Origin of the sequence: Streptococcus sp. 5346, assembly GCF_013277455.1 — a bacterium.
Classification (GTDB): Bacteria; Bacillota; Bacilli; order Lactobacillales; family Streptococcaceae; genus Streptococcus.
In genome coordinates, this window is the sequence record NZ_VMMY01000009.1 from 104,554 (window position 1) to 119,883 (window position 15,330).

The window sequence follows — 15,330 nt, forward strand, 5'->3', positions numbered from 1 at the left end:
ACATTATTCATAAAATAATCAAGATAAGGAAGATAAAATGACAGAAATTGATAAAAAGAATTTAAAAAATTATCTTTATTGTACATTTGGAATTACTTATATAGCTTGGGGGCTTCTTGCCATATTTACTCAATCTCATATTTGGGGATTAGAAACATTTATAGGGAGAATGTTACATATAGTAGGTGCACTTGGTCCAGCTATTGCAAGTGGCTTTTATTTGAAAAGTAATAATATAAAATTTAAACATTTTGTATTTAATAAAAGAAAAAATAGTAGTATTTATTTCATTATTCATTTGTTAGCAATTTTGATACTATTTTCTGTATCTTCCTTAGAATTAAACAGAGTATCAATTTATCTGATGCCACTATTCTTTATACAATTAATTTTTTTTGGTGGTGGACATGAAGAATTAGGATGGAGAGGTATATTACAACCGTTACTTGATAAAAAATATACTTATTGGCAATCTAATTTGATTGTAGGATCAATTTGGGGGATTTGGCATCTGCCTTTATGGTTTATAGTTGGAGAGAGTCATCAAGGATTTCCTTTTATTTTATTTTTTATATATACATTATTTTTAAGTTTTGTTTTAGGGCTTCTTTACCGTCAAACGAAATCTGTGGGGTACTGTCTATTATTTCATGCGTTCGCAAATTTGTTAAATCTCTATTTTGTGTTAAAAATTAATGTTATTTTTATCATCATTTTTATTGGTTATTTGATTTATACAATATTGGCTAGTAATAGAATTAGTAAGGAAAAGTAATTTTAACTTTAGATTAGTATATCCATTATTGAAAGTAACGATTTGCTAATTAGATGATCTATGTTAGAGAATTATCTATTATAATTTAAAGTGGAGTGATGAATGCCGTTTCTTTTGAAGTGGTGAAAATCTTTCCGTTCCACAGTATCATTCTAAAATGATTTTTACTGCCTTTTGTTTATTAGTATAAAAGAAAAATATTTTCATATGTGGAGGCGGTAGTTTTGATGTCAAAAGTTGCAACCAGTGAATAAATGAAGTGTAGAAAATAAAGGCTTGTTCAATTCAATATATGATGAATTACCGGCACCCAAACCAAAGAAAAAGAAATAATTAAATTAGAAGTAGTAGGTGAAATGATGAGAATCGGAGTTATTCAAGCAAGTTCTCAAGCGACTAAAAATCAAATAATCTATGATGCTGTATTAAGGTATGCTCCAAAGAAATCTGAGGTTATAAACTTTGGCTGTACGATGGAAGAAAGTGAAAAATACTCGTATATAGAAATTTCTATTCTTATAGGTATCTTGTTGGCAAGTAGGACAGTTGATTTCGTTGTTACGGGCTGTTCTTCCGGACAAGGAATGATGCTTGCTTGTAATAGTATGCCTGATGTCATTTGCGGGTATGCACCTACACCGAATGATGCCTATTTATTTGCTCAGATTAATAATGGAAATGCGATATCATTACCATTAGGTGAAGATTATACATGGTCAGGTACTGAAAATCTTGAAAGAACAATAGAAGCTCTTTTCTCGGAGCCATTTGGGCAAGGATACCCCAAGAGTGAGGCAGAGAGAAAGGTAAGAGATACCGAGAAACTTAAAGAAATAAGAAGAATCGGGCAGGTTCAGTTTGAAGAATTCGCAAATGTACTAGATATATCATTGTTTGAATCAATAAAGAGGAAACAGAATGTAATTCAGAATGTAAAGGCGTATGGGAAGAAAGAAATAGCTGATTTAATGAAATGAGTAAATCACAGTTTGTCGGGGTAATACCTTTTAACGATAACTTTATGCTATTGTCAAAAGGTTTATAGACATGTTCCCACATACATGTTCACTTGGCATACATAGTGTTTACTCGTTTTATGTCGAGTATGTGGTACTGCTTTTAAGAGCTGATTGAACAAGGAAAATTAGCTAGTGAAAGTTCTACAGTAAGGAGTTTAAACATGAAATTCCATGAATTTGGTAATAAGAATTTGCCTCCTATTTTACTGATACATGGTGGTGGCAGTTCTTGGTGGAATTATCTTTGTCAAGCACGAATCTTGTCAAAAGAATACCGTATTATTCTACCAACTTTGAATGGCCACGGCGAGGAATATCAACTTGATTATGTTTCTACTGAAGATTCTGCTTTGGAGATTCTAGACTATATCAAAGCAAACTGTAGTGGAAAATTGTTTGCAATCGGTGGTGTTTCACTTGGTGGTCAAATTGCCATGGAGCTTCTATCTTTAGATAGTGAAATTGCTGAGAAGGCTATTATAGACGGAAGCCTCTGTATTCCTCAACCAAGGTTAGCTAAAATCAGTATCTTTCTAGTGTCTCTATTTGGTAAACTGATGTTCAATAAATTGTCTTGTAAACTTCAGTTAAGCATGATGAACAAACTCTATCCTAAACTAGCTTATCCAAAGGAAATAAAAGCTTATTATTTGGAGGATCTTCCAAGGACGCCCGTCAAAACATTGGTGACCATTTACAAAAACTACATGGGGCATTACAAGCTGAAAGATATGATTTCTGCTAGCAAAGCTCAAGTTCTGTATATCTATGGTGAAAAAGAATTGAACTGTGTGAAAGAATCAGCGAAATTATTTCATCAGCTACATGCAAATACAATTTTGTATGAAGCAAAGGGCTATAATCACGGCTATTTGTCAGCTTACCTGCCTCAAGAGTGGATTGATTTGGTGGCACCATTTTTAAAGAGCAATCCATTGGGAATGTGTAATAAATATGATATGTCACAAGGAGGAATCTTATGCTAGGAGCAATTATTGGAGATATTGTCGGTTCTGTTTACGAATGGAACAATATCAAAATAAAAGACTTTCCTTTATTTCGGAAGGATTGCTTTTTCACGGATGATACGGTTATGACCTGTGCTGTTGCAGAAGCGATTATGCATGGGGGACAAAAGGACGACTTCATTGACGCTATGAAGAAATATGGCAGAATGTATCCGAATGCTGATTACGGTGCTCGCTTTAATACATGGCTAAAGAGCGATAACCGTGAGCCTTACAATAGCTTTGGGAATGGTTCGGCTATGCGTGTTTCTCCATGCGCTTGGGACATGGACTGTGATGTCTATGAGAGAACTGGTACGTGGCCATCATCTAGAGGACTTGCGAGTCTTTCTGCAGAGGTAACTCATAATCATCCAGAAGGTATCAAAGGTGCTATGGCTACAGCTGATGCCATCTTTCTGTGTCGTTTTTACTTTGGTGGTTATTGTAGAGAATACGAGCAACCAATTAATGATAATCCTACAGAGTGTAAAAGACGGATTAAGGATTATATAGAGAAGACATACGGCTACAAGCTATCTCAAACTTTAGATGAGATCCGCCCTAACTATCGTTTTAACGAAACATGTCAGGAAACTGTCCCTCAAGCCATTATTGCCTTTCTTGAAAGTAGAGACTTCGAAGATGCGATAAGAAATGCCATCTCACTTGGTGGCGACAGTGATACACTCGCAGCAATCACTGGTAGCATAGCAGAGGCAGCTTACGGCATTCCTAATTGGATAAAGGATAAGGCTTATTCTTACTTGGATAAACCCTTAAAGGATGTAGTTATGCGATGGGAAAATAGAATAAAAGCGTATTAATCTCCAGTACGTCAGATTTCTCTTTTCTGTATTTTCATTGTATAATAGGGGTACATTTAGTTTCATATAATGAAATATAAAGATTTCTAACGAAGATTAAGGAGAAATTAATGAAAAAAGCAATGGTAATTATCAACCCTACCTCTGGTGGGGAAAAGGCCTTGGATTACAAAGAAAAGCTGGAGAATAAAGCCAAAGAATACTTTGAATATGTTGAAACCAAAATTACTGAAAAAGCGCTGGATGCAACACATTTTGCTGAAGAAGCTTCTCGTGAGCAGTACGATGCAGTGGTTGTGTTTGGTGGAGATGGGACTGTTAATGAAGTCATTTCGGGTATTGCTGAGAGAGACTACATTCCTAAGTTAGGGATTATCCCAGGCGGTACGGGTAACCTCATTACAAAACTGTTGGAAATCAATCAAGACATCGATGGCGCTATCGATGAACTCGATTTTAACTTAACCAATAAGATTGATATCGGAAAAGCGAATGACAATTATTTTGGTTATATCTTTAGTATCGGTTCTCTTCCTGAGGCGATTCACAATGTTGAAATCGAGGACAAGACAAAATTCGGTATTTTAGCCTATGCTGTAAATACCATGAAGTCTGTCATGACAGATCAGGTCTTTAACATTAAGGTTGAGACAGAAAATGGAAATTATGTTGGTGAAGCCAGCCATGTGTTGGTTCTCTTGACAAATTACTTCGCTGATAAGAAAATCTTTGAAGAAAACAAAGACGGCTATGCCAATATTTTGATTTTAAAAGATGCGTCTCTATTCTCCAAATTATCAGTCATTCCTGATTTATTGAAAGGGGATGTTGTCGCAAATGATAATATTGAGTATATAAGAGCGCGTAATATTAAGATTTCTTCAGATAGTGAATTGGAGTCAGATGTTGACGGCGATAAATCGGATAACCTACCTGTAGAAATCAAAGTCCTAGCTCAGCGAGTAGAAGTATTTTCAAAACCGAAAGAGTAAAAGATAAAAATTAGTTTATCATTCACAACGAAATTAAGTTCTATATCAACGATTGGAGGAGGAATGAATTCTCTATTTGATGAATTTCGAACAATTTGTTCACATTTAAACCAGGTCGGAATCACTCCGACGCTCATGGGGTCTTTGGGGTTTGAATACCGATCAAATGAAGAATGGGGGCCGTCTGACATTGACATTCATGTGCCTGGTGATCCTAGAGGTTGGGAAGCACCTGATCAACTCAGAATTTATGAGTGGGACAAGATAATGAAAGTGATGAAACACTTAGGCTATGCCTTAATAGATATTCATGAGCATGAATTCAAAAAAGATGGTCTGAGTGTTGAATTCGGAAGTATCGATTCTTTACCTGATTTTGCAGGAGTTTCGGAATCGGATATAGAGTTGATTCATCTCGAAAACATCACTTTTCGCATTCCAAATCTAGAACAGTTTTTAAGTATTTACAAGGCTTCTTCCCAAGATTCTTATCGAAATGAGCACAATAACAATAAGGATTTTAAAAAAATTGAGTGGCTGGAAAGACATTTGTAAATCATCATTTGAAAAGTAGCAAGTTGTAAGACTGGCTGCTTTTTTATTTATAGAACCAAACCACTAAAATCTACGGACAAGCCTTGAAAATAAAATACGAAAGTAGTATACTAGATTAACAATTGTGAAAACGTTTGCGTTGTATACGGATAAAAGTAAACTAGGAGACAGATACAATGGAATTAACAGCCATTTACCATAGGCCTGAGTCGGAGTTTGCCTATCTTTATAAGGATAAGAAGCTTCATATTCGGATTCGAACTAAGAAAGGGGACATTGAAAGCATCAACTTGCACTATGGGGATCCTTTTATCTTTATGGAGGAGTTTTATCAGGATACAAAAGAAATGGCCAAGATAACTTCTGATGCCATCTTTGATTATTGGCAGGTTGAAGTGTCCGTTGACTTTGCACGTATCCAGTATCTCTTTGAGCTCAGAGATACAGAAGGTCAAAATATTTTGTATGGCGATAAAGGATGTGTGGAAAATTCTCTAGAAAATCTTCATGCCATTGGAAATGGATTTAAGTTGCCTTATCTTCATGAGATTGATGCCTGCCAGGTTCCTGACTGGGTTTCAAATACGGTATGGTATCAGATTTTCCCAGAACGCTTTGCCAATGGAAATACTCGATTAAACCCAGAAGGGACTTTAGGCTGGGATTCATCTATCACACCTCAGGGTGATGATTTCTTTGGTGGTGATTTACAGGGGATTATTGACCATCTGGATTACTTGCAAGACTTGGGTATTACAGGACTATATCTTTGTCCTATCTTTGAATCTACGAGCAATCATAAATATAATACGACAGATTACTTTGAAATTGACCGTCATTTTGGAGACAAGGAGACCTTTAGGGAGCTGGTTGAGCAAGCGCATCAGCGTGGCATGAAAATCATGCTGGATGCTGTATTTAACCATATTGGTTCGCAATCTCCTCAATGGCAAGATGTTGTCAAAAATGGTGAGCAATCTGCTTATAAAGATTGGTTCCATATTCAACAATTTCCAGTGACAACTGAAAACCTAGCCAATAAGAGAGATTTACCTTATCATGCTTTTGGTTTCGAGGACTATATGCCTAAGCTAAATACAGCCAATCCAGAGGTCAAGAATTATCTTTTAAAGGTTGCGACTTATTGGATTGAAGAATTTGATATTGATGCTTGGCGTTTGGATGTGGCTAATGAGATTGACCATCAGTTTTGGAGGGATTTTCGCAAGGCAGTTCTAGCTAAAAGGCCTGATCTTTATATTTTAGGAGAAGTCTGGCATACGGCTCAGCCTTGGCTAAATGGAGATGAGTTCCATGCAGTCATGAATTATCCGTTATCTGATAGCATCAAGGAGTATTTCTTACGAAGTGTTAAGAAGACAGAGCAGTTCATCGATGAAATCAATGGCCAATCTATGTATTACAAGCAACAGATTTCAGAGGTTATGTTTAATCTCTTGGATTCTCATGATACAGAGCGAATCCTGTGGACGGCAAATGAAGACGTTCAACTGGTTAAATCAGCCCTAGCCTTTCTCTTTTTACAAAAAGGAACACCGTGTATTTATTACGGAACCGAGCTAGCCTTGACCGGAGGTCCAGATCCAGATTGTCGACGTTGTATGCCTTGGGAACGTGTATTAAGTGACCATGATATGCTGAACTTCGTGAAGAAGCTAATTAAGATTCGCAAACATGCGTCAGCAATCATTCAGCATGGCAAGTATAGTCTCCAAGAAATTAAACAAGATGTAGTAGCATTGGAATGGAAATGCGATGGACAAATTCTTAAAGCTATCTTTAACCAGTCCAAAGAAGATTATCTTTTAGAGAAGGAAACAGTAGCACTAGCAAGCAATTGCCAAGAATTAGAGAATCAGCTTGTCATCTCTCCAAAAGGATTTGTGATTTTCAAAAACTAGTTGATGAAGGTTATGATTTTTTACTCAACTTGTATAGTATAATAAGGCTAGTTACTAAACTTGTAAAGGAGAACTTAAATGAATTGTAGAGGACATGAAACAAGACAAAGAATTGTTAGAGATTTTGAAGTTCAGCCTAAAGCACATATTAAGCTGTTAGCAAATCAACAAAAACATAGTGATGCAGGAGCAACTATTTAAGATGAATATTATGTATTTATCGCTGAGAGTAAAATTGATGGCAAGAAGGAAGTTATTCAGTGTGGCATGGGTGCGGCAAGGGATTTTTTAGAACTAATTAATCACAAAGGGCTACCTCTTTTTAATCCGCTTGTAGGTGATTCTCATGTAAATAATAGACAAGAATATGACAATACAGGGAGTGGAAATTTACAACCTGAAAAGTGGAATGAAACTGCAAAGCAGCTTTATAATGCTATAATGTGGTTGATTATTTTATGGAATGCTAAGCCGGATACACCTTTATTTAATTTTAAAGACGAAGTAATTAAGTATAAAACATATGAGCCTTTTGAAAGCAGTATAAAAAGAGTAAATACTACTATAAAGAATGGTAGTAACGGGAAAACTCTGACTGAGATGATTAATGGCTACAGAGCGGATAACGATATTAGAGATGAAATTTGTAACTTTAATATTCTGAAAAATAAAATTCGTGATATGAAAGACCAACAAGGAAATACAATGAAATCTTACTTTTAGTTATTGTTGAATTTTGGGTATTCTATAAAATATCCTAATTGAGATTTAAATAGTAGACTATACAATATAGTTAAAATATCAGTAAAAACAACACTTTATTGAGGTATTGGATACGCTTTGCTAATAGCCTAATAATCACATGTGGAGTGTTTCTACAACGAAAAAGGTGATAATCCTTGATTTCAAGCTATTTTATAAGCATTTTGCCTTTGTAGATAAAGGCAATTTTGACAATAAAAATCCTAAAAGGTGAATCGTTATAGATGTATTTGTAGATATCGTTTGCGCATCGAAAAAATTAATACAAGAATAAATATTTATGGCTCTTTAGGTGACTTTTACAGAAGTAAAGTTTAGGCTAGAAAAACAAGAAATAACGCACCATTTTTGGTGCGTTTTGCTTTTTTATGCTATAATGGATTTATGAAAATAAAGGAGTTTGCTATGATTGGAAAGAACATAAAATCCTTACGTAAAACACATGACTTAACCCAACCCGAATTTGCACGGATTGTAGGTATTTCACGTAATAGTTTGAGTCGGTATGAAAATGGAACGAGTTCAGTCTCTACGGAACTAATAGACATCATTTGTCAGAAGTTTAATGTATCTTATGTCGATATCGTAGGAGAAGATAAAATGCTCAATCCTGTTGAAGATTATGAATTGACTTTAAAAATTGAAATTGTGAAAGAAAGAGGTGCTAATCTATTATCTCGACTCTATCGTTATCAAGATAGTCAGGGAATTAGCGTTGATGATGAATCTAATCCTTGGATTTTAATGAGTGATGATCTATCTGACTTGATTCATACGAATATCTATTTAGTAGAAACTTTTGATGAAATAGAGAGATATAGCGGCTATTTGGATGGAATTGAACGTATGTTAGAGATATCTGAAAAGCGGATGGTAGCCTAGTGGAATTCCAAGATTATACTGATAGTGAATTCAAACATGCTTTAGCACGGAATCTTCGTTCTCTGACAAGAGGAAAAAAGTCCAGTAAGAAACCTGTAGCGATTTTGCTTGGAGGGCAAAGTGGTGCTGGCAAGACTACAATTCATCGTATTAAACAGAAAGAATTTCAAGGAAATATTGTTATCATAGATGGCGATAGTTTTCGTTCTCAGCATCCACGCTATTTAGAACTGCAGCAAGAATATGGCAAAGACAGTGTAGAATACACCAAAGATTTTGCAGGTAAAATGGTAGAGTCTTTAGTAACCGAATTAAGTCATTTGAGATACAATCTTTTGATAGAGGGAACTTTACGAACAGTTGATGTTCCAAAGAAAACAGCACAACTCTTGAAAAATAAGGGATATGAAGTACAATTAGCCTTGATTGCGACAAAGCCTGAGCTGTCCTATCTAAGTACTCTTATCCGATACGAAGAACTATACGCTATCAATCCAAATCAAGCACGCGCAACTCCAAAAGAACATCATGATTTCATTGTAAATCATTTAGTTGATAATACACGGCAATTGGAAGAACTAGCTATCTTTGAAAGAATTCAAATTTACCAACGAGATAGAAGTTGTGTATATGATTCAAAAGAAAATACAACTTCAGCAGCGGATGTTCTTCAAGAGTTACTGTTTGGGGAGTGGAGTCAAGTAGAGAAGGATATGCTTAAATCTGGAGAAGAAAGATTGAAAGATTTAACTAATTGAAATGGTTGTTAGATCTTGAGTTTTAAAATAAAGCCTATTAAAAATTGCTATCTCTTAGATTATGGTAAAAAAATGGCTTTTAATTAAACTAACAAAGTGAGTATAAATAAAAGTAATAAATCTCACCGTCATTCTTTTTTAAATTAATCGTTGTTCTCAAAATATTTCCAATTTATCGGACTTTTTGTACTAGTCTTATACTTTTTAGTTAATTCTATCTGGCCTATAGTATTGAAAATAATTTGTAGACTTGGCAATGAGAATTCGTTACAGTTTAGTAGAGCCGACGTATTCCGAACATCATTTACGGCGGTGTGAAAGGTGATATAAATAATATTATATCTATTGATATTCAAAATCGTTTCCTCACTCAGATTCTTTTATAATCGAGAATATATTAATAAAATCTATTTTTGTATTTAATATTAAAACATCGTAAAATATAGTAATTCTACAAAAAGAAAGGAAAAATAAAATGACTACAACTAAAAATCCCTGGAATCAATTATCTAACGTCGATATAAATGGAGAGCAAGCTATTCTTGCTACCGAAGATGTTGAACTAATCAAAAAATACACCTCTACAAAACACTACAAAAATCTAAAAGATGATATCTACCGTTTACAATTAGGTTTTTGTCCGCAACAATTTGTGGGGGATATTCAAAATGCTGATATCATTGTTTTATCTAAAAATCCTGGCTACACCCCTGAATTTAAAACACTTTATGACCACGATAAAAACTACCAAAAGACTCTTTTAAATAATCTACAGCTAAAAGGAAACCTCTATTTTCATGCTTTTGACCTAGATACGAATGAATTTGGTTACTGGGCTAAAAAGTTTAAAGTATGGTTTGATGATGTAGACAATTTACAGGATTTAAAAGAAAAGCTTCCTTGGTTTTCAAAACACGTTGCTTTAGCTGAATATTTTCCATATTACTCTACTAAGTACGATGATAAATTAAATGATTTTATAAGCAAAGAAGGTTATTTCCCAACACAAAAGTTTTTATTCAATTTAATTAGAGAACGTGTTTTGGATGACAATGATCCTGTAATCATTATCATCACACGATCTTACAATAAGTGGTACGATGCAATTCCTCAATTAAAAGAGTATAAAAATTGTTATGAAACGAGTAATCCTAGTAATCCTTCTTTAAAACCTGAGAATTTATTAAAAGTCAAACGATATTCTGCTAAAAAAGAGGTTGAAAAAGTATTAGAAGATTCATTGAAAAAGCTAGAGCATAAATAAAACAGTCTCTTTTTAATGCTATCGTAAATACTGTATTGTGTAGTTATTAGTAAACCTATATATTGTCCCCAAATTTATTTAGATTATTCTCTAGGATTTTACTTGATTTTAAAGAAAATATAGTTTAACATATAAATAGTTCAGAATCAGAATGAAGGTAGAATAAGAGGATTATTTTAATTAATTTTTAATAGTATGGAGCAGAACTTTTATAATATATTTAAATAGGAGTAAAAAAATGAATTATCAAAAATTAAATGATATTACTGGTGCTACCAAAAATGAAAAAGATAAATACTATGTTTACGGACTCTATGAAGAAGGTAAGCAACTACCTTTCTATATTGGTAAAGGAGAGGGAACTCGCCTAATATCACATATCGATGAAGCGCTTACAGAGATAAATCAAGAAGAAAACATACAAATTAGTAAAAAAATTCAAATTATTAGAAAACATAAGGGCAAAATTATACCTGTAATCATTTAAAGCACCCATTAGTTCAACAAACGAAAATTGGATAAAGTGGGATATTTTTAAAATATATATATTTATGTTACAGTAATATTGACTTTTAAAAAAGGATTGATTCTAATGAAGAAAGCAGACAAGTAAGCCTCCTAAATTCACTTTAGATAAAAATTTAGGAGGCATATCAAATGAACTTTAATAAAATTGATTTAGACAATTGGAAGAGAAAAGAGATATTTAATCATTATTTGAACCAACAAACGACTTTTAGTATAACCACAGAAATTGATATTAGTGTTTTATACCGAAACATAAAACAAGAAGGATATAAATTTTACCCTGCATTTATTTTCTTAGTGACAAGGGTGATAAACTCAAATACAGCTTTTAGAACTGGTTACAATAGCGACGGAGAGTTAGGTTATTGGGATAAGTTAGAGCCACTTTATACAATTTTTGATGGTGTATCTAAAACATTCTCTGGTATTTGGACTCCTGTAAAGAATGACTTCAAAGAGTTTTATGATTTATACCTTTCTGATGTAGAGAAATATAATGGTTCGGGGAAATTGTTTCCCAAAACACCTATACCTGAAAATGCTTTTTCTCTTTCTATTATTCCATGGACTTCATTTACTGGGTTTAACTTAAATATCAATAATAATAGTAATTACCTTCTACCCATTATTACAGCAGGAAAATTCATTAATAAAGGTAATTCAATATATTTACCGCTATCTTTACAGGTACATCATTCTGTTTGTGATGGTTATCATGCAGGATTGTTTATGAACTCTATTCAGGAATTGTCAGATAGGCCTAATGACTGGCTTTTATAATATGAGATAATGCCGACTGTACTTTTTACAGTCGGTTTTCTAATGTCACTAACCTGCCCCGTTAGTTGAAGAAGGTTTTTATATTACAGCTCCAGATCCATATCCTTCTTTTTCTGAACCGACTTCTCCTTTTTCGCTTCTTTATTCCAATTGCTTTATTGACGTTGAGCCTCGGAACCCTTAACAATCCCAAAACTTGTCGAATGGTCGGCTTAATAGCTCACGCTATGCCGACATTCGTCTGCAAGTTTAGTTAAGGGTTCTTCTCAACGCACAATAAATTTTCTCGGCATAAATGCGTGGTCTAATTTTTATTTTTAATAACCTTGATAGCAAAAAATGCCATTCCAATACAAAACCACATACCTATAATCGATAACCACATAACAGTCATAAAACCACTCCTTTTTAACAAACTTTATCACAAGAAATATTTAAATTTTAAATGCCTTTATTTTGAATTTTAAGGGGCATTTTAAAGATTTAGGGGTAAATCATATAGTTTTATGCCTAAAAAACTACAGAAGCTTTTAAAAAGCAAATATGAGCCAAATAAATATATTCTAATTCTACAAACAAAAATTTGAGCAAATTCAGTGTCGATTTTTTAAGACACTGCCCAGTTACATGCAAATTAAAATTTTCATGATTTTTTATAGTTCCTAACAGGGTTAAAATTTGTATAACGAAAGTATAATGTTTATATAACGTTAGTATAATAAAGCATTTTAACATTATACTTTTGATAATCGTTTATCGTCGTCATCACAATAACTTTTAAAATACTCGTGCATAATTCAACAGCTGACCTCCCAATAACTACATGGTGTTATCGGGAGGTCAGCTGTTAGCACTTATATTTTGTTATTGTTCTTCCTCGATTTCGTCTATCATTTTGTGATTAATTTCTCTTTTTTCTTGTTCTGTTAAGTCATAAAGTTCACTAGCTAAATACTCTTTTTGTTTCCAAATATAAAAAATTTGATAGATATATTCGGTTGGATCAATTTCTTTTAAGTAATCTAAATCCCCATTTTTTAATTTCTTTTTAGCCTCTTTAAATAATCCTGAATAAACTAATACCTGTTTACCTTTAAGTGATTTATAAAATGCATCAAAGACTTTTTGATTTATTAAATAATCACTATCTTTACCAGAATACTTAGCCATTTCATATAATTCTTTATTATTATTTTGTCTTATTTTTTGAACTTGAACTTGTGTTATTTCTGAAATGCCCGTTACATCACGCCATAAATCTAACCATTCTTGTTGGCTAATATAATATCTTTTATCTGTGAAATACGATTTATTTACTGCAATTAACACATGAAAATGAGGATTATAATCATCTCTTTTTTTATTATATGTAATCTCTAACTTACGAACATATCCCTTTATAACACTACCTACTTTTTTTCTCTTTATAAGTTTTCTAAAAGAATTATTATAACGTTTTATTTCATTTTCTAATTCATCACTCATTACATTAGGTGTAGTCAAAGTTAAAAAGATAAACTCCTTTTTCTCTTGCTGCTTAATATATTGCATCATCAAAGATAAACCCAATGCATCTTTTCTAGCTTTTCTCCAAGCACAGACAGGACAAAATCGATTTTTACAAGAATTAGCTTTATATAATTTCTGTTTTTCTAAAGTTTTATCAGCTACAAAAGACAGAAATGTATTGCAATCTTCAACTAAATCCATTTGATTCTCTCCAATATGACGTTTAATAAATTTCTGAAATACTTGATTTCTTTGTTTTTTCTCAGTATACTTTTCCATGTTATAACACATAAAAACAACTTAGTTTTCACAAACTATGACAATAAAAAAAGTTGCTTTTTCCCCTTTCTATGTATGTTTTTTACTAGTCATTTAAAACGATACATTAATAGGTACGAAAAAGCAACTTTTTTTGCGCTTAAAACCAGTCATACCAATAACTTAAGGGTAACTAGCCTCGCCGGCAATAGTTACCCCTATTATTAAATACAGCTAATCCAGAGGTCAAGGATTATCTTTTAAAGGTTGCGACTTATTGGATTGAAGAGTTTGATATCGATGCTTGGCGTTTGGATGTGGCTAATGAGATTGACCATCAGTTTTGGAGGGATTTTCGCAAGACAGTTCTAGCTAAAAAGCCTGATCTTTATATTTTAGGAGAAGTCTGGCATACGTCTCAGCCTTGGCTAAATGGAGATGAGTTCCACGCGGTCATGAATTATCCTTTATCTGATAGCATCAAGGACTATTTCTTACGAGGAGTTAAGAAGACAGACCAGTTCATCGATGAAATCAATGACCAATCTATGTATTACAAACAGCAGATTTCAGAAGTTATGTTTAATCTCTTGGATTCGCATGATACAGAGCGAATCTTGTGGACGGCCAATGAGGATGTTCAACTGGTCAAATCAGCCTTAGCCTTTCTCTTTTTACAAAAGGGAACACCATGTATCTACTACGGAACCGAGCTTTCCTTGACTGGCGGTCCAGACCCAGATTGTCGTCGTTGTATGCCTTGGGAACGCGTATCAAGTGATAATGACATGCTGAACTTTATGAAGAGGCTGATAAAGATTCGCAAACATGCGTCAGAAATCATTTCGCATGGCAAGTATAGCCTCCAAGAAATCAAACAAGATGTAGTAACTTTGGAATGGAAATACGATGGACAAATTCTTAAAGCTATCTTTAACCAATCAAAAGAAGATTATATTGTAGAGAAAGAAGCAGTAGCACTAGCAAGCAATTGCCAAGAATTAGAGAATCAGCTTGTCATCTCGTCAAATGGATTTGTGATTTTTCATTAAAGAGCAATTAAGAGTGACAGGAAAATTGTAGTATAGAGAAGATTTTACAAACAGACTATTTGTCGTCTTGCTACAATTGGTATATAATTTAACTTAAAGAAAAAAGGAGGACTAATCGAATGGAATTAAAAGATTTTACAGAAAAAGAACAGGAAATGATAAAGAAGGGGCTGACTACGTCTAAGATTAGTGACAAGGAAACTGCTGAGAAGATTCTTGCGCTTGTCCCACAAGACTTGATTAAGCGAATCCCATTTTTCGTCAGAAAACATGCTACGACACGTACGATTAAACGCATTTCAATTGAATACCCTGAACTCTACGCTACAGCTCAAACAAGTGGTGAAATTCCAGAAAAAGAACGCGAAGAATTGCGTCAAATTATCACGACCATCTTTGAACAAAAGATGAACAAGCATAGTATTAAGTAGAGAATGAAA

At 33.6% G+C, this 15,330-nt stretch carries 15 protein-coding genes and 2 pseudogenes; 16 read left to right on the forward strand and 1 reads right to left on the reverse strand.

Annotation, left to right across the window (positions count from 1 at the left end):
- Positions 1 to 37: 37 nt before the first annotated feature.
- From HT732_RS06485 to catA, 14 genes and pseudogenes are all read left to right on the forward strand, one after another.
- Positions 38 to 775, forward strand: coding sequence for a CPBP family intramembrane glutamic endopeptidase (locus HT732_RS06485; RefSeq protein ID WP_173254378.1), 738 nt, complete (start codon positions 38 to 40; stop codon positions 773 to 775).
- A 359-nt stretch (positions 776 to 1,134) separates the two neighbouring features.
- Entirely contained in the window at positions 1,135 to 1,752 is a 618-nt protein-coding gene (locus tag HT732_RS06490; protein WP_125457906.1) for an RpiB/LacA/LacB family sugar-phosphate isomerase, read from the forward strand.
- Between the two features lie 203 nt (positions 1,753 to 1,955).
- Positions 1,956 to 2,780: an alpha/beta hydrolase gene (locus tag HT732_RS06495; RefSeq protein ID WP_173254379.1), complete on the forward strand. Its 825-nt coding sequence runs from the start codon at positions 1,956 to 1,958 to the stop codon at positions 2,778 to 2,780.
- Positions 2,774 to 3,628 carry an ADP-ribosylglycohydrolase family protein gene (locus tag HT732_RS06500; RefSeq protein ID WP_173254380.1) on the forward strand — a complete coding sequence of 285 codons (855 nt, stop codon included), beginning with the start codon at positions 2,774 to 2,776 and terminating at the stop codon, positions 3,626 to 3,628. The genes HT732_RS06495 and HT732_RS06500 overlap by 7 nt, the downstream gene beginning before the upstream one ends.
- A 110-nt stretch (positions 3,629 to 3,738) precedes the next feature.
- Positions 3,739 to 4,620: a diacylglycerol kinase family protein gene (locus tag HT732_RS06505; protein WP_173254381.1), complete on the forward strand. Its 882-nt coding sequence runs from the start codon at positions 3,739 to 3,741 to the stop codon at positions 4,618 to 4,620.
- Between the two features lie 63 nt (positions 4,621 to 4,683).
- Complete coding sequence (locus tag HT732_RS06510) at positions 4,684 to 5,175, forward strand: phosphoribosylanthranilate isomerase (RefSeq protein ID WP_173254382.1); 492 nt, start codon at positions 4,684 to 4,686, stop codon at positions 5,173 to 5,175.
- 176 nt (positions 5,176 to 5,351) lie between these two features.
- On the forward strand, positions 5,352 to 7,097 hold the full coding sequence (locus tag HT732_RS06515; protein ID WP_173254383.1) for a glycoside hydrolase family 13 protein: 1,746 nt from the start codon (positions 5,352 to 5,354) through the stop codon (positions 7,095 to 7,097).
- Positions 7,098 to 7,175: 78 nt separating this feature from the next.
- The gene (locus tag HT732_RS10505) at positions 7,176 to 7,298 is read left to right on the forward strand and encodes a hypothetical protein (protein ID WP_275690735.1); all 123 of its coding nucleotides are present in this window, start codon (positions 7,176 to 7,178) and stop codon (positions 7,296 to 7,298) included.
- A 66-nt stretch (positions 7,299 to 7,364) separates the two neighbouring features.
- Complete coding sequence (locus HT732_RS06520) at positions 7,365 to 7,820, forward strand: hypothetical protein (protein WP_173254384.1); 456 nt, start codon at positions 7,365 to 7,367, stop codon at positions 7,818 to 7,820.
- A 444-nt stretch (positions 7,821 to 8,264) separates the two neighbouring features.
- On the forward strand, positions 8,265 to 8,741 hold the full coding sequence (pezA, locus tag HT732_RS06525; RefSeq protein ID WP_005590082.1) for a type II toxin-antitoxin system antitoxin PezA: 477 nt from the start codon (positions 8,265 to 8,267) through the stop codon (positions 8,739 to 8,741).
- The gene (pezT, locus tag HT732_RS06530; RefSeq protein WP_173254385.1) at positions 8,741 to 9,499 is read left to right on the forward strand and encodes a type II toxin-antitoxin system toxin PezT; all 759 of its coding nucleotides are present in this window, start codon (positions 8,741 to 8,743) and stop codon (positions 9,497 to 9,499) included. The genes pezA and pezT overlap by 1 nt, the downstream gene beginning before the upstream one ends.
- Before the next feature lie 475 nt (positions 9,500 to 9,974).
- Positions 9,975 to 10,763, forward strand: coding sequence for a hypothetical protein (locus HT732_RS06535; protein WP_000214003.1), 789 nt, complete (start codon positions 9,975 to 9,977; stop codon positions 10,761 to 10,763).
- Positions 10,764 to 11,001: 238 nt separating this feature from the next.
- Positions 11,002 to 11,250 (forward strand): hypothetical protein, encoded by a 249-nt coding sequence (locus tag HT732_RS06540; RefSeq protein ID WP_001814254.1) that lies wholly within the window; start codon positions 11,002 to 11,004, stop codon positions 11,248 to 11,250.
- Positions 11,251 to 11,420: 170 nt separating this feature from the next.
- A pseudogene (gene catA / locus HT732_RS06545) lies at positions 11,421 to 12,140 on the forward strand (type A chloramphenicol O-acetyltransferase).
- 795 nt (positions 12,141 to 12,935) lie between these two features.
- On the opposite strand, the gene HT732_RS06550 reads toward catA, so the two are convergent.
- Complete coding sequence (locus tag HT732_RS06550) at positions 12,936 to 13,859, reverse strand: protein rep (RefSeq protein WP_000417606.1); 924 nt, start codon at positions 13,857 to 13,859, stop codon at positions 12,936 to 12,938.
- Between the two features lie 203 nt (positions 13,860 to 14,062).
- On the opposite strand from HT732_RS06550, the pseudogene HT732_RS06555 reads away from it, so the two are divergent.
- A pseudogene (locus HT732_RS06555) lies at positions 14,063 to 14,890 on the forward strand (alpha-amylase family glycosyl hydrolase); the annotation flags it as partial.
- 119 nt (positions 14,891 to 15,009) lie between these two features.
- Positions 15,010 to 15,321 (forward strand): hypothetical protein, encoded by a 312-nt coding sequence (locus tag HT732_RS06560; RefSeq protein WP_173254386.1) that lies wholly within the window; start codon positions 15,010 to 15,012, stop codon positions 15,319 to 15,321.
- The last annotated feature ends 9 nt before the right edge of the window (positions 15,322 to 15,330 follow it).

What these genes read in the sequence shown, in the direction of transcription:
- HT732_RS06485 (WP_173254378.1), top strand. Translation starts at nt 38, where the DNA reads ATGACAGAAATTGATAAAAAGAATTTAAAAAATTATCTTTATTGTACA.
- HT732_RS06495 (WP_173254379.1), top strand. Translation starts at nt 1,956, where the DNA reads ATGAAATTCCATGAATTTGGTAATAAGAATTTGCCTCCTATTTTACTG.
- HT732_RS06560 (WP_173254386.1), top strand. Translation starts at nt 15,010, where the DNA reads ATGGAATTAAAAGATTTTACAGAAAAAGAACAGGAAATGATAAAGAAG.
- HT732_RS06550 (WP_000417606.1), bottom strand. Translation starts at nt 13,859, where the DNA reads ATGGAAAAGTATACTGAGAAAAAACAAAGAAATCAAGTATTTCAGAAA.
- HT732_RS06515 (WP_173254383.1), top strand. Translation starts at nt 5,352, where the DNA reads ATGGAATTAACAGCCATTTACCATAGGCCTGAGTCGGAGTTTGCCTAT.
- HT732_RS06540 (WP_001814254.1), top strand. Translation starts at nt 11,002, where the DNA reads ATGAATTATCAAAAATTAAATGATATTACTGGTGCTACCAAAAATGAA.
- pezA (WP_005590082.1), top strand. Translation starts at nt 8,265, where the DNA reads ATGATTGGAAAGAACATAAAATCCTTACGTAAAACACATGACTTAACC.
- HT732_RS06510 (WP_173254382.1), top strand. Translation starts at nt 4,684, where the DNA reads ATGAATTCTCTATTTGATGAATTTCGAACAATTTGTTCACATTTAAAC.
- HT732_RS06500 (WP_173254380.1), top strand. Translation starts at nt 2,774, where the DNA reads ATGCTAGGAGCAATTATTGGAGATATTGTCGGTTCTGTTTACGAATGG.
- HT732_RS06490 (WP_125457906.1), top strand. Translation starts at nt 1,135, where the DNA reads ATGAGAATCGGAGTTATTCAAGCAAGTTCTCAAGCGACTAAAAATCAA.
- HT732_RS06505 (WP_173254381.1), top strand. Translation starts at nt 3,739, where the DNA reads ATGAAAAAAGCAATGGTAATTATCAACCCTACCTCTGGTGGGGAAAAG.
- HT732_RS10505 (WP_275690735.1), top strand. Translation starts at nt 7,176, where the DNA reads ATGAATTGTAGAGGACATGAAACAAGACAAAGAATTGTTAGAGATTTT.
- HT732_RS06520 (WP_173254384.1), top strand. Translation starts at nt 7,365, where the DNA reads ATGGGTGCGGCAAGGGATTTTTTAGAACTAATTAATCACAAAGGGCTA.
- HT732_RS06535 (WP_000214003.1), top strand. Translation starts at nt 9,975, where the DNA reads ATGACTACAACTAAAAATCCCTGGAATCAATTATCTAACGTCGATATA.